14 protein-coding genes are annotated in these 14,051 nt (G+C 43.7%); 5 read left to right on the plus strand and 9 right to left on the minus strand.

Annotation, left to right across the window (positions count from 1 at the left end; all coding sequences use genetic code 11):
* Positions 1-13 precede the first annotated feature (13 nt).
* The 4 genes from ACY8DT_RS03265 to ACY8DT_RS03280 form a co-directional block, all read right to left on the minus strand.
* Positions 14-811, minus strand: a complete 798-nt coding sequence (locus ACY8DT_RS03265; RefSeq protein ID WP_462421512.1) for a glycosyltransferase family 2 protein — start codon at positions 809-811, stop codon at positions 14-16.
* 4 nt (positions 812-815) lie between these two features.
* On the minus strand, positions 816-1,970 hold the full coding sequence (locus ACY8DT_RS03270; protein WP_462421513.1) for a glycosyltransferase: 1,155 nt from the start codon (positions 1,968-1,970) through the stop codon (positions 816-818).
* A gap of 21 nt (positions 1,971-1,991) precedes the next feature.
* Positions 1,992-3,095, minus strand: coding sequence for a glycosyltransferase (locus tag ACY8DT_RS03275; protein ID WP_462421514.1), 1,104 nt, complete (start codon positions 3,093-3,095; stop codon positions 1,992-1,994).
* A gap of 156 nt (positions 3,096-3,251) precedes the next feature.
* Entirely contained in the window at positions 3,252-4,559 is a 1,308-nt protein-coding gene (locus ACY8DT_RS03280) for a UDP-glucose dehydrogenase family protein (RefSeq protein ID WP_462421515.1), read from the minus strand.
* Positions 4,560-4,793: 234 nt separating this feature from the next.
* Here ACY8DT_RS03280 and ACY8DT_RS03285 point away from each other — a divergent pair, with 234 nt between their 5' ends.
* A complete protein-coding gene (locus tag ACY8DT_RS03285; RefSeq protein ID WP_462421516.1) occupies positions 4,794-6,107 on the plus strand; it encodes a nucleotide sugar dehydrogenase in 1,314 nt (437 codons plus the stop codon).
* Between the two features lie 61 nt (positions 6,108-6,168).
* On the opposite strand, the gene ACY8DT_RS03290 is transcribed toward ACY8DT_RS03285, so the two are convergent.
* Positions 6,169-6,912, minus strand: coding sequence for a glycerophosphodiester phosphodiesterase (locus ACY8DT_RS03290; protein ID WP_462421517.1), 744 nt, complete (start codon positions 6,910-6,912; stop codon positions 6,169-6,171).
* A 160-nt stretch (positions 6,913-7,072) separates the two neighbouring features.
* Between ACY8DT_RS03290 and ACY8DT_RS03295 the strand changes: the two genes are divergently transcribed.
* A complete protein-coding gene (locus ACY8DT_RS03295) occupies positions 7,073-7,543 on the plus strand; it encodes an S-ribosylhomocysteine lyase (protein WP_462421518.1) in 471 nt (156 codons plus the stop codon).
* Between the two features lie 221 nt (positions 7,544-7,764).
* On the opposite strand, the gene ACY8DT_RS03300 is transcribed toward ACY8DT_RS03295, so the two are convergent.
* Genes ACY8DT_RS03300 through ACY8DT_RS03315 form a run of 4 tightly spaced genes read right to left on the minus strand, consistent with a single transcriptional unit; the run spans position 7,765 to position 10,831 of the window.
* Positions 7,765-8,682, minus strand: a complete 918-nt coding sequence (locus ACY8DT_RS03300) for a DUF7916 family protein (protein WP_462421519.1) — start codon at positions 8,680-8,682, stop codon at positions 7,765-7,767.
* A 1-nt stretch (position 8,683) separates the two neighbouring features.
* Positions 8,684-9,175 carry a GNAT family N-acetyltransferase gene (locus ACY8DT_RS03305; RefSeq protein WP_462421520.1) on the minus strand — a complete coding sequence of 164 codons (492 nt, stop codon included), beginning with the start codon at positions 9,173-9,175 and terminating at the stop codon, positions 8,684-8,686.
* A 14-nt stretch (positions 9,176-9,189) separates the two neighbouring features.
* The gene (locus tag ACY8DT_RS03310; RefSeq protein ID WP_462421521.1) at positions 9,190-9,789 is read right to left on the minus strand and encodes a response regulator transcription factor; all 600 of its coding nucleotides are present in this window, start codon (positions 9,787-9,789) and stop codon (positions 9,190-9,192) included.
* Position 9,790: 1 nt separating this feature from the next.
* Positions 9,791-10,831: a sensor histidine kinase gene (locus ACY8DT_RS03315; RefSeq protein WP_462421522.1), complete on the minus strand. Its 1,041-nt coding sequence runs from the start codon at positions 10,829-10,831 to the stop codon at positions 9,791-9,793.
* 114 nt (positions 10,832-10,945) lie between these two features.
* Between ACY8DT_RS03315 and ACY8DT_RS03320 the strand changes: the two genes are divergently transcribed.
* The 3 genes from ACY8DT_RS03320 to ACY8DT_RS03330 are packed head-to-tail and all read left to right on the plus strand — an operon-like array spanning position 10,946 to position 14,044.
* Positions 10,946-11,872, plus strand: a complete 927-nt coding sequence (locus ACY8DT_RS03320) for an ABC transporter ATP-binding protein (RefSeq protein ID WP_462421523.1) — start codon at positions 10,946-10,948, stop codon at positions 11,870-11,872.
* The gene (locus ACY8DT_RS03325) at positions 11,872-12,924 is read left to right on the plus strand and encodes an ABC transporter permease (protein WP_462421524.1); all 1,053 of its coding nucleotides are present in this window, start codon (positions 11,872-11,874) and stop codon (positions 12,922-12,924) included. Before ACY8DT_RS03320 ends, ACY8DT_RS03325 begins: the two co-directional genes overlap by 1 nt.
* Positions 12,911-14,044, plus strand: coding sequence for an ABC transporter permease (locus ACY8DT_RS03330; protein WP_462421525.1), 1,134 nt, complete (start codon positions 12,911-12,913; stop codon positions 14,042-14,044). The genes ACY8DT_RS03325 and ACY8DT_RS03330 overlap by 14 nt, the downstream gene beginning before the upstream one ends.
* The last annotated feature ends 7 nt before the right edge of the window (positions 14,045-14,051 follow it).

Raw genomic sequence — 14,051 nt, forward strand, 5'->3', positions numbered from 1 at the left:
AGCGGCCGGAATTTCAACTCCCGGCCCTTCTGTTTACAACTATTTTATATTTAATCAAATCTTTTATGGCAATGACCGCATAGTGGCCGAAGTACCATAATGCTTTTGGCAGATTCTGACCCTCAATATGTCTGAAAACATACCAGTTTCTTTTAGCAGCTTTCCATTTGTTGCTTGAAATCGAATCGCCCACCACCCTGTACTTCGCAAGTACTTCCTGCAGACCATATGCAGTATGACCCTGTCTTGTGAGACTGAGCCACAGTGCATAATCCTGGCGGGTGCGGATGTCCACCATTCTTATTTCTCCGGTTTTTTCAGTATCGATCATTACCGTCAAACAGCCGATGACACAACGTTTCATCAGGGCATCCCAGTCGACGGTCTTTGGTGCTTTTGAAATATAATCCGTTTCTGTGCCGTCTTCGAGTGTACGGACATATTCAGTAAAGGAAAATGCGATATCTTCATCCTTCATAAATTTAAGCTGATGCTCCAGCTTTTTAGGATACCAGCTGTCATCACTGTCCAGAAATGCGATGTACCGGCCTTTTGAATGTTCAATCGCAGTGTTGCGAGCGACTGCTGAACCTGAGTTTTTTTCAAGTTCTATCAGTCTGATCCGGGTATCCTTGTCCATCATTTCTTTTATGAGGCTGACTGTATTGTCCTTCGAGCGGTCATCAACAATAATCATTTCCCAGTCGGAATACGTCTGATCCAACACGCTCTGAATCGTTTCTTTGATGAATACCTCTGAGTTGTATGCGGGAGTGATGATCGAAATCACCGGTTCTTTGTCATGAGTCATAGTATCAGACCTCCTCTCCGGTTCCGGAAGATAATTCTTCATTCAACAGACCATTATACCAGCGAATCAATTTATATTCCTGAGTCTGCCAGTTCAACTCTTCCATGACGGCTTTCTTGCCGTTTCTGCCCATTTTCGATGCTTCTTCCGGGTTGTTCTTAAGATAATCAATCGCTTCTTTTATCGCTTCGTCATCTTCCGGATTTACAGCTATACCGCATTCATGTCGTTCTACAAATGCTTTCCACACCGGGAAATCAGAACAGATGACAGGAATACCTGCATTCATATATTCAAAAAACTTTGTCAGCTCTTTTTTCTTATAGTGTTCTGTCGGTGGGAACATGGCGATGCCGGCCAGCCAGTTCCTCTCAAGGTATCTCTCTTCTATCACTTCTTTTTCAATGAAGCTGTCGATACCCTCTATATGAAGTCTATTCTTATGTTCTCCCGCCACGTCGTACATCTCATCTGCCAGTTCGCTCGGACACTTGCCGACGAAATGGACGTCGATATCCGGATCGATTACAGGGAGTTTTGCATGATATCTTGCCCCGCGCACATGTGAAACATTTCCTGTGTACAATACTTTGTTTTCAACTTCACCGGTTCTTTCATGTTCGATGAATTTTTCATTGACAGTTGGATAGTTCAGTATCCATACACCGTCAGGATAAATATCCTGGTAATACTTTTCAGCAAGTGACAGTCCCATGCCTTTTGTGAAGAATTTCTCCATTAACTTATAACCGGACGCCGCTATTTTTTTCACAGGTTCACTTAAATAATCTTTTTGCATGATGCTCGTAATGTAATCTTCATGAATATCATAGATGACGACATGATTTTGCTTTTTTAGCAGCCATGCAGCCGGCAGCAGTTCCGGATCATGAAAAGTAATGATATCCGCATTCATCGATTTTGCTTTTTTATAAGCATCGATTGTACCGAAAACCATGCGTTTCAACCGGCTTTTATATGTTTTAAGTAAAATATGGTTGATTGTTTTATCACCATCGTTCCCTTTAGGATCACGTCTTGCTATCAGCGTGACATCAAAACCGGCGTTCTCCAGTGACTTGCACTGTTTATGGTAGATTCTGGGGTCGTAAGGGTGATGAACGGTAGTCATGTGTACCACACGTTTTTTTGTTTCCATATTGTATCTCCTGTTTTTCAATTATTTTTCCAGTACTTCTGTAAACATCTGTTCATACTGCCGGGTGATTTTATTTACATGGAATTCTTCTGCACGTTCCAGGCCTTTTTCAATGATGTCTTCTCTTTCACTGTCGCTGAGCTCAAATACATGATTGATGCCGGCCGCTAGCGCCGCCGCGTCGGATGGTTCGCACATATACCCGTATTCTCCATACGCCAACACTTCTTCCGCGCCGGGACGTGCCTTCGTTGATACAACCGGTGTCCCCGTAGCCATTGCTTCTGTCAGTACATGACCGAAACCTTCCCTTACCGATGAGAGTACAAACAAGTCTGCATATTTGAAGTAGGCGTATGGGTTATGCTGGAAGCCCGCAAAATGAACGGAATCTTCAATGTCTAAATCGACGGCCATCTGCTTCAGATCTGCCTCCAGCCCGCCTTCACCGAGAATGAACAGATGACTGTCCATATGATTTTCTCTCACTTTTTTAAATGCCTTCAATAATGTTTTCTGGTCTTTGTCTGGATGAAGGCGTCCTGCTGTGATGATCGTCCTGCCACTGCTTTCAAAAATCGCTTTGTGCACATCTGAAACTTCATCTTTTGCCATCATCTCCCGAATGCCTTCAATATCAACCGGATTATATATAATATCAATTTTATCAGAATTCACTTTATACCTGTTAATAATATTCTTTTTAACACCTTTTGACAGTGCGATTACCTTTTTTGCCCGTCTGTAGAGCTGACCTGCAAAACGTAATTTCAGATTTTCTTTTGCACTGCCGCCGAGGTAGGCCGCTTCCCTCACGACATTTTCAGCTGACGTGAACGACAGCATGGTCGCAAGAAGCGCTATGATATTGTAATTTGGAATCGTACTGAATACGAGCTCCGTCCGCTCTTCTCTGATCACTTTTCGGAGCGGCAGTATCGCGCTGCGCAGCCTTTTCGTCTTTAATTTTATAAATTTAACATCTTCATTGATATACTTCTCGTAGCTGCCATCGTAATTGAGCGTCACGAGTACGGGCGTGAACTTCGTCCGGTCAATATTGTTGATGATATTGAGCAGTGTTCTTGCTGCGCCCCCGCCGCCCATTTGATAAATAAAAAACATTATTCTTTTCTTTTTCACGATATCCAGCCTTTCATAGAACCGGTATTTCACCCCGAACATTATATCATAAACATATTAGTAAACAAGTTATCGTACATGCTGCGAGCACCTTATAAAGCAAAAAAGCCGACTGTAAAGTCGACTTCCCGCTGACGTTCATTTTCTGACAGAAGGACGGCCGATGGAGTGATACTCAACACCGCTCTCTTCTGCTTCTTTTAAAGTGAAACAGTTTCTGCCGTCAAATATTACCGGCCGGTTCATCAGCTTCTTATATTCTTCGAGAGGGAACTCTTTTATTTCCTGCCACTCTGTCAGAATGATGACGATATCCGCATCTGTTACAGCCTGTCTGATATCATCCGAATAAATGACTTCATCTGATAATATGCGCTGTGCATTTTCCATCGCCGCAGGATCGTAAGTATGGACTTCCGCACCCTCTTCAATCAGTTTTGCCGTCACTGAAATCGAAGGCGCCTCCCTCAGATCATCCGTGTTCGGCTTGAATGCGAGGCCAAGCACTGCAACTTTCTTTCCTTCAATAGATTCAAAACGCTCTTTGACCTTGTCGACGATGATACCTCTCTGCCGCTCATTTGAATCCACTACATTTTCAAGGATCTGCATATCATATGAAGCATCTTTCGCCACTGATATGATCGCTCTCGTATCTTTCGGGAAACATGAACCGCCGTAACCGATGCCGGCATTTAAAAACGCACTGCCGATTCTTCCGTCCATACCCATGCCTTCTGCCACATCATCGATGTTCGCTCCTATCTTTTCAGATAGATTGGCCATTTCATTGATAAAGCTAATCTTCGTAGCAAGGAAGGCGTTGGATGCGTACTTTATCATCTCTGCACTTCTGAGATTTGTCCGGACGATTGGAAGGTTGAAGCCCGCGTTGACTTCTTCCAAAGCATCCAGCACCGTCTCATCTTCTGCACCGATGACGATGCGGTCTCCGTTAAACGTATCGTAGACAGCTGACCCCTGTCTTAGAAATTCAGGGTTGGATGCGATCTTTATTGTCACATCGTTGACGATCCTGTCTTCGATCGCTTTTTTAATATATTCATTCGTACCGACGGGCACTGTACTTTTTGTCACGATGATGATGTCTCTGTCGAGGTGGGCTGCGAGCGATCTGCATACTGCATCCACCGACGTCAGGTCTGCTGAACCGTCATCATTTTGCGGCGTACCGACAGCAATGTACACGATGTCTTTGTCAGCGAGCCCTTCTTTGTAGTCTGTAGTGAACTTCAGACGGGACTCATTTATATTCCTGTTAAGCAGTTCTTCCAATCCATCTTCATATATCGGGCTGACGCCCTGTTTCAAAGTTTCAATCTTTTCTTCATCAATATCTATGCATGTCACATGATTGCCGATTTCAGATAAACAGGCGCCTGTGACAAGCCCCACATACCCGGTACCGATTACTGCGATTTTCATAAATCTTACACTCCCAGTTTTTGCCGCATCATTAAAATCTGCCTGCAAAAATTCCATCCGTATTTTATATGATTCATCTTTTTATTTTATCATTCACATTCATCAATTTTATCATATGCCTTGTGAACATTCTACTTTGAGGATGGAATGAGTGCATGGCATCGTGATAAAATGTATAATAATGGAGATGGAAATACAACCTTGAGAAGTTGAAAAAAGAAAGGTATAGATGCTATGAATATATATGAAAAACTGGAATCACGTGAAGAAACATTATCGGTAATCGGACTCGGCTATGTCGGCCTGCCTCTTGCCGTCGAATTCGCAAAGAGATACAACGTCATCGGCTTTGATGTGAACCAGCAGAAGTTGGATGAGTATATAAAAGGTAATGATGTCACGGAAGAAGTCGGAGATGCGGCACTTGCAAACACGACGATGGAATTTACAAGCGATGAATCGGACTTGAAAAAATCAAAGTTCTTTGTCGTTTCTGTTCCGACACCGATCAACACGGACAAAACACCGAACTTGACCCCTGTCATCAGCGCGAGTGAGACAGTCGGCAAAAATCTGACTGAAGGCTCGATCGTCGTTTATGAATCCACAGTCTACCCGGGAACGACGGAGGAAATCTGCATTCCGATACTGGAAGAGAAGTCCGGCCTTAAATATGGTAAGGATTTTAAAGTCGGCTATTCACCTGAACGCATCAACCCCGGTGATAAGGAAAATACGCTGACGCAAATAGTAAAAGTCGTTTCCGGTTCGGACGAGGAAGCATTGAAGGAGATCTCCAGTGTTTACAGCTCCATCATCGAAGCCGGTGTGCACGAAGCAGAATCCATTAAAGTGGCCGAAGCTTCAAAGGTGATTGAAAACTCGCAGAGAGATATCAACATCGCTTTCATGAATGAACTTTCCATGGTATTCAACAAGATGGATATCGATACGAATGCAGTTCTGGAAGCTGCAGGCACAAAATGGAATTTCCTGAAGTTCACACCGGGCCTTGTCGGCGGACACTGCATCGGGGTGGACCCGTACTATTTCACTTATAAAGCGGAACAGCTCGGCTATCATTCACAGATCATTTTAGCGGGCAGAAAAATCAATGACGATATGGGTAAACATATCGCAGGCAACATCATCAAGCAGATGATCAAGGCCAAACAGCTGATCGACGGAGCGAGAGTTGCGGTTTTAGGACTCACTTTCAAGGAGAATGTCGCAGACGTCCGCAATACCAAAGTGACTGATATCATTGATGAGCTCAAAGATTACGGTGCTGATGTGCTGGTGCATGATCCTGTGGCGGTTCCCGAAGCTGTGGAAAGAGATCTTGGCATACAGCTTGTGCCGGATGCAGAGTTAACCGACCTGGACTGTGTGGTTCTCACGGTGCCTCACGCTGAATACCTCGAAAAAATCAATTTTGACACTTTGGACACACTATTCAAAGATGAACGTAAAGTCCTCATTGATGTCAAAAGCATATTGGACAGAAGAGATTTTGAATCCAAGGGCTACCACTACTGGAGCCTGTAATAGAGCGTTTTAAAATACGGTATAAATAAAAGCCTTCATTCAGAATGAAGGCTTTTGCCATCTAATCTTCTTTTATCTCCAGTGCAGTATCGGGATAGTCGGTGATGATTCCACGCACACCGGCATTGATCAGCTGCTGCATCTGTTCCTTATCATTGACAGTCCAGATTCTGAAGAATATCCCTTTCTCTTTCATTATTTCGATATTTTTCAGAGCGGATTTAACGTGCAGGTGAATGGCTTCCAAATCATATTTATCTATCATCTCTTCATAATTCTTCGGCAGGGATTTCGTCAAATACGCCACTCTGACGTTCGGATCATGCTTCTTCAGACGTTTTATCGTTTCCATATTGAATGATGAGAAAACCACTCTCTCCTTCATGCCGTGGGAAGCGACAATATGATGCACTTCTCTTTCTATCCCCGTATAATCATGAACATCCGTTTTCAGTTCGATGTTGATCACCATATTATCATTGGCAAACAATGCGAGCACTTCAAACAATTCAGGCATTCTTTCTTTGTGCCATGTCTCATTATATTTAGGCAGTTTTTTAAACTTCGTTCCGGTCTTGACTTTTTTCAGTTCAAAAATTTTCCAATCCTTGATCAGACCTTTGTCAGTCGTTGTACGGTCCAGATTTTCGTCATGCATGACGACGACTTGTTTGTCTTTAGTCAAATGAACATCAATTTCAATGCCGTCTGCACCCATTTCCTGGGCTTTGATGAAGCCGAGCATCGTATTTTCCGGGTAATGTCCCATGGCCCCGCGATGGCCGAATATTTTAGTCGTTGGCATTATTTTTTTCCTCCAATTTGATATACGTTCAAAAGTTAATTTACAATTATTATAAGTTAAAATACAGGAAATGGCACTTCTCACGCTGCTTCCTGTCCTTTGTATTATTCAGTTCAATCATATATCATTATTTTAACAAAGTTTTTAAGGAGAGAGTACTATGACCAAGATGAACGTCGAAAGTTTTAACCTGGACCACACGAAAGTCGTCGCACCGTACATCAGACTTGCCGGCACAAGTGAAGGCGAACACGGTGATGTCATTTATAAATATGACATCAGATTCTGTCAGCCGAATAAAGAGCACATGGAAATGCCGGGCCTCCACTCCATCGAACACCTGATGGCGGAAAACGTCCGCAACCATCACGATAAAGTGGTCGACCTGAGTCCGATGGGATGTCAGACCGGTTTTTATTTATCAGTGCTGAATGATGATAATTACAACAACATCCAGAATGTCATGGAAAAAACATTGAATGATGTTCTGGCAGCCGAAGAAGTGCCGGCCTGCAACGAAGTCCAGTGCGGCTGGGCAGCAAGCCACAGCCTGGAAGACGCCAAAGAGATCGCCAAAAAGATGCTCGCAGGCCGCGACCAGTGGGATGAAGTGTTTGGCGGAATAAGATAATTGATATAGTTTGAATGATTGCTGTCTGTTCGGAGGGTTTTGGGTCTCCGGACGGGCAGTTTTTCTTTGGATTGGAAAGAGGATGGCCGCCCTAAGTGCTGTTTCGGTCACTGGGAGACGTGAGTGACCGGATGAAGTGGATTGCCGGTCACTGAGAGTTGCGAGTGACCGATAAGAGTGATGTTTCAGTCACTGAGAGTTGCGAGTGACCGGTAGACAGCCTATCTCCTCACCGACCGGCCCATCCTCACGTATGTATGGCGTCGGCCGCGAACGGCAATTGAATATGTCATGATATTTTCCGGCACGGCGATGCCGTAAAACCCCGTATCTCCCAAATGATACACATCAGCGCCTGCCATTTTTGAATTCAACGCAATTTGCCTGATTGTATGTTCATCGGCTCCTTCCTGGGAAGTGCCGATCGTGAGCAGCGCCAGTGCATCATTCGCATGTGCGCACTCCACATATTTCTGCGCTTTATCCACAGTCATTCCCGGTACTGTCCCCGGTGCCGGCAATAAAATGATATCCGCACCCGCGTGTGCAAACTGCTCTATCACCTGCTCAGAAATGATGTCACTCCCGGATTCTCCCACAACTCCCGCGCCATGCATCTTGCCTGAAATGATCAGACCTTCTTCACCGAAAATTTCACGCGCATTCTGTATCGTTTCGATCGTCATTTCATTCGTCACACCGGTTTTTGGATTGCCGGTCAGACAGACGAAATCAAATCCGAGCTTACAGGCACGCTTCAGACTTTCAACCGAAGCCAGCCGGCCCCGCGGCACTTCATCCAAAGTTTCAGAAGCATGGAGATCGGCATCCACCGGCTCCAGATTGACACCGACCGGCCGGCCCAGCAGTTTCTTCAATTCAATGATGATCTCCTCATCATTTTCAACTTCCAACCCCTTTACGGCAGGTTCAAAAACATCAAACAGATTCAAAAGAACGATATCAGCACCAAAACCGGCTGCAAGCTCCGCATTCGTAATATCCGGATAGAGCGGCTCGGGGGTTGTCATCGTTTCAGCAATAATGACCCGTCCCTCACTCGCCTTGATCGACTGCTTCAGTTCCTGACCCGTCATACCCAAAAAATCCGATGCACTGCAATCCAGTAGTCTCTTCATACTATTCAAGCTCCCTTTTCATTCTTATTGATCTCTGAACTTCTCCGGTCCCCGTAGAAGTCTCTTTAACACTTTGAAAATAAAAACCGTTTGCTTCATAAAATGGCAGTCCGAGTGTGTTCCCCTCCTGAACGGAGGCCCACTGGACCTCCGCTCCTTTTTTCATGAAATACTCAGTGAAAATATTCAGCAGCTGCTTTCCTATTCCCATATAGCGGTAATTCCGGTCCATATAAAAGACGAACACTTCATTTTCACTGCGGCTGATCATTCCGCCGCCGATGACACCGGCAACGGTGTTGTCTACTTCAGCGACAAAGCTGTACTGTCCCTTTTTGATATCCTGTTCGACTTTAGCCGGTGAATACCAGAACTCGACATTTTTCGTCTTATAAGTATCCGACAACCTATCATCCACAGTATCCAGCCAGCCGTTTCTGCAGATTTCAGCCACTCTCCCCGCGTCTTCCAACCTTACTCTTCTGATCTTCAAATCCACATGACCACCTAATTTTTATAATAATAAACAGCTAGCTGAGTCCGGTCTCTCAGTTCCAGTTTACCCAGCATCTGCGAAATATAATTTCTGACTGTGCCTTCACTCAAATACAACCTGCCGGCAATCTCTTTATTGTTCAGACCTTCAGCGACCAATTCGAGAATATCCCTTTCACGCTCTGATAACTCATCCAGTTTTTTACTGCTGGATGCAGCGGACATGCTCTTCACGATATTGCTGTCGAACACCATGTTGCCAGCCTCTATCGCCTGCACTGCAGGAACGATGCCGGTGAAATTATCTTTTAGCAGGTAGCCTTTACATCCCACTCTCAGTGCTTCGGAAATATATTCATCATCTTTGAAGGTGGTGATCAGGAGTATATTTGCATGCTCATATCTGTCCAGAATGATTTTGCTCGCATCGAGTCCTGTCAAATCCTCCATGCGGATATCCGTCATCAGCAGATCCGGATGATGGGTTTCAAACAATCGGACGGCTTCCCTGCCGCTGTCGCCCGTAGCGACCACTGTGTGCCCTGAACTCTCTACAATTGTCGTCAGTGCAGAAACAACGAGTGCGTCGTCATCCACTATTATTACTTTCATTCTATATTTCCTCCTTATACAGGAATACATGGACTTTGAAGCCATCATCATCCATCGTATTGAAAACGCCTTTGTATTTTCGCACAGTCTCCTTCATAGACTGGAGTCCCATGCCGTGTGGGCCTTTATTGATATTACTGCCATTGTCTTTAATCGCGATGATGATATATTCCGGATGTTCCCTGACGATTATGCTGACCGCCGTTGCATCTGAGTGCTTGCGGATATTCGTGAGAGATTCCATGACGATGGACAGAAGGTCCAGTTTCAATTCATGGGACATCGGCATATCGACATTATATTGAAAATCGATATCATAATCCTGCCTCATATCATCGGCATAACTCTCCACCCTGCTCCTGAAATCGATTGATGTATCGTAAAGATGATGGATGCTGTTTCTAATATCATCCATACCCGCTTTCAATCTTTTCTGAAGCGTCTTCAACGAGGTTTTTATTTTCTCGCTGTCATCCACATACTGCAGTGACTCAATCAGTAAAATGCTGCTTGAAAGTGAGTGCCCCAACGCATCATGCATATCACGCGCGATTCTGTTCCGCTCATTCAAACTTGCACTGAACACTTCCTTTTCATGGCTTTTCATCAGTTCATTGTGCTTCTCCTTCAACTGGATATTATCATGTGTCAGCCTGTCGCGGATTTTCCGGTTGTCTGATTCCAGCGACCCGATCCTTAAATTCAATGCTGACAAATAAAACCCTCCAAAAGCGATCAGCAGCAGCAGCCATTCTTCATATACGACAAAGATCAGCAGCAGCAGGTAAGCACTTTTTCTGTATTTTTTATGCACAAACAGTGTCAGCAGCGGAAAGTAGTATATCCATTCGATATCGACAAAGACGAGCACTATGAACAGTACCGTGATAATCTCCAGCAAGTACTTCATTCTTAATACTTCCGGTAAAAATAAAATAATGAACGAAGTCAGCACTATAAAAATGTTCACTTCATCACTGAAAAGTATATATACAAGCGTCATCACCATGAACATCGTTAACTTTTCCAATATATCACGCAATATTTTCACCCCACTATATGACAATTGTCATATCACTTCATTACCATGGGCACTAACCCCACTTTAATTTATATTATAAACTTAAATTAACAAATGTAATAGGAGGGACTCAAAATGATAATGATGAAAGACGTAATTAAACGTTATAAAGAAGTGATTGCACTGGACCACTTCTCTTTTTCCGCCAACGAAAATGAAATTATCGGCCTGCTCGGCCCGAACGGCTGCGGTAAAACAACAGCCATCAACTGCATGCTTTCCATACTGAAATTCGATCAAGGCGAGATTGAAATTTTCGGTGAGGAAGTCGACCCGAACAACAATGATATTAAAAAACGGATCGGTGTCGTCCCCCAGGAAATTGCGATATTCGATAATTTGAACGTTGTTGAAAACATCAGTTTTTTCTGCGGCCTCTATGTTAAGGATTCTACTGAACGTAAAAAACTTGTAGATGAAGCGATTGAATTTGTCGGTATTGAGAAATACAGGAAATTCAGCCCGAAACAGCTGAGCGGCGGACTGAAACGTCGTTTGAACATCGCGTGCGGCATTGCGCATAAACCGGACCTGTTGTTTCTGGATGAACCGACTGTTGCGGTGGATGCACAGAGCCGGAATTTTATTCTTGAAGGCATTAAAAGAATGAAGGACAACGGCACTACTGTCATTTATACGACACACTACCTGGAAGAAGCCGAAGATTTGTGCGATCGTCTTGTCATCATGGATAACGGAAGGAATGTGGCACAGGGCACCATGAATGAACTGCAGAAATCCATTTCCACACAGGAAAGCATCACAGTCAGCTTTGTGGATGATGGTGATTTACGCAAAAAATTAAAATCACTGCCCAATGTGGTCAATGTGGAAAAGAATGAAGATCTTTACAAAATTCAATTCGAAAAACATCAGAACAATTTACCGAATCTCATAAAATTCATAGAGGAGAACCAATTGACCTACACTCAGATTGCAAGTGAAAAACCATCACTCAGCAATATCTTCCTGGAGCTTACCGGCAAGGAGCTGAGAGATTGATGGGAATATTCAAAATGACTTACCAGATGATGCTGATCAATTTCAAAGACTTCGGCTACTGGTTCTGGACTCTGCTTTATCCGTTATTGCTGTCGACACTCTTTATACTGACCACCTCGAATATCACCGGTGACAGCATGGACGATATACCGGTCGGCATTACGGAAGAACATCAGCTCGCCGGTACTTTGACTGAAATTGACATTTTGGAAGTGACTGAAACAACCGAATCAGACGGTCTTACTTTAATGGAAGATGACGAACTGTCCGGATTTATCACAGAGGATAATGAACTGCTTGTGACAACCAGCGGGCTTGACCAGACAATACTCGAATCTGTCTTAAATGAAATCACCCAGGTTTATGAGAGTGGCATTCCAGCTGAAAACTTCTCTTTTGATAATGATCTTATTGTGGAAACAGATGCCGATCGTGAACCGCAGGTGGTCATGTTCTACTCTCTGATTGCCATGATGGTTTTCTATACGATGTTTTCGAGCATAGAGTTCATAACAACCATGCAGCCGAATTTGAGCACGATGGGCGCAAGATTCCAGGCAAGTCCCTACAACAAGATAAAACTGCTTATGGCGAGTGCCGTCGGTGCGCTTTTTCTTGGACTTCTCACTAATTTCGTCATCATTTCCTACTTGATGATCTTTTATCAAGGAACATTATTCAATGAATTTTTACCCACTGTAATCCTTTTGATCATCGGTAATATCGCTGGCATCGGTATCGGCTTTGCTGTCGGTCTCTTCCCGAAAATCAATGCAAATTTTAAAACATTTGTCGGTCTTATCGTTCTGCTTGCGCTGACCTTCAGTGCAGGGATGATCGGTCCGGGAGTGAGGATGCTGGTTAATGAAAATCTCCCCATCGTTAATGAACTGAATCCGGTGGCCCTCTTGACAGATACATTATTCAGAATCAATCTGATGGGCAACTTTGACGATTATATGATGACACTCGCTATTTTAACCGGTATCGCCGTCGTCATGTTCATGATCACTTTAATCGTCCTGAGGAGGAAACAATATGACAGTCTTTAAAGGTATGCTCATCCATTTTTGGAGATATAAAATAATGGTCATCATCGTCACTCTTCTGTTCTTCGGAATCGCACTGCTGTTTGCCCAAAATCAGACCACTGATGTGTTTGAAGCAAGTTCGATGGACATCACGGTCGTTAATCCGGAAGAATCCGAAATCGCTGATGGGTTGATCACTTACCTGGCAGAAAGGAACGATGTGGAAGTCATCGACAGTTTTGACAGAAATCAGATCGAGGAAGAGATTTTCCTGCTGGAAATGGACGGTGCGGTTGTCATTGATGAAAATATTGACTCTAAATTTGTAAACGGTGCTTCAGCGGTTGAAGTACTGACCGATCCAAGGAGTTCAGGAAGTGTCCATTTGAACAATGAAGTTTCAAAATACTTCCGCTTCCTTGAAGCAGATTACAACTTTACAGGTTCGGTCAATACTGAAGAAACTCTGTCAACCTTGTCCAACCGGATCACCGTCGATATTGCAAATCCGGAAAGTGCTTCCGAAGCATCTGATTTTGACGGTATGAAGTTCTACACAAACTATGCAGGTTACATCATCATGCTTTTGCTTCTGCTGTTCATAGGCAATATCATGACAGAATTCAATAAGCCGGAACTTAGAAACAGGGTCAGTGTATCCCCTATGAAGACTGTGTCCTATACAGTCCAGATCATCAGTGCCCAAAGTATCATGGCAATATTTGCAGTACTCATCATGTTTTTTGGGGGTATATTCATAAGATGGAACAGTCTCGAAGGTGTCCCGCTCGATAAAATATTCGTCGCACTTTTATTGATCAGCATCTTTACGCTGGCCCTGCAGTTTGTAATATCATCACTGACGACGAATAAATTTCTGATCAATGGCATTGCGAATTTCATCTCCATCGGGATGGCGTTCCTGTCCGGGATTTTCATACCCCAGGAAATACTGGGTGAGACAGTACAGAATATCGCAAAGTTTTTACCACTATATCACTTCACACAGATTTATGCTGAATCCGATATTACATGGGCTGAAAGCATCGTTCCCGTGACAATATTACTCCTTTTCATTTTAGTGATGCTGATCATTGGAATAATCTTTGAAAATAAAAGAAAAAGTTCATTTAATCTATGATATTTCG

The sequence above is a fragment of the Salinicoccus sp. Marseille-QA3875 genome, from assembly GCF_054950095.1.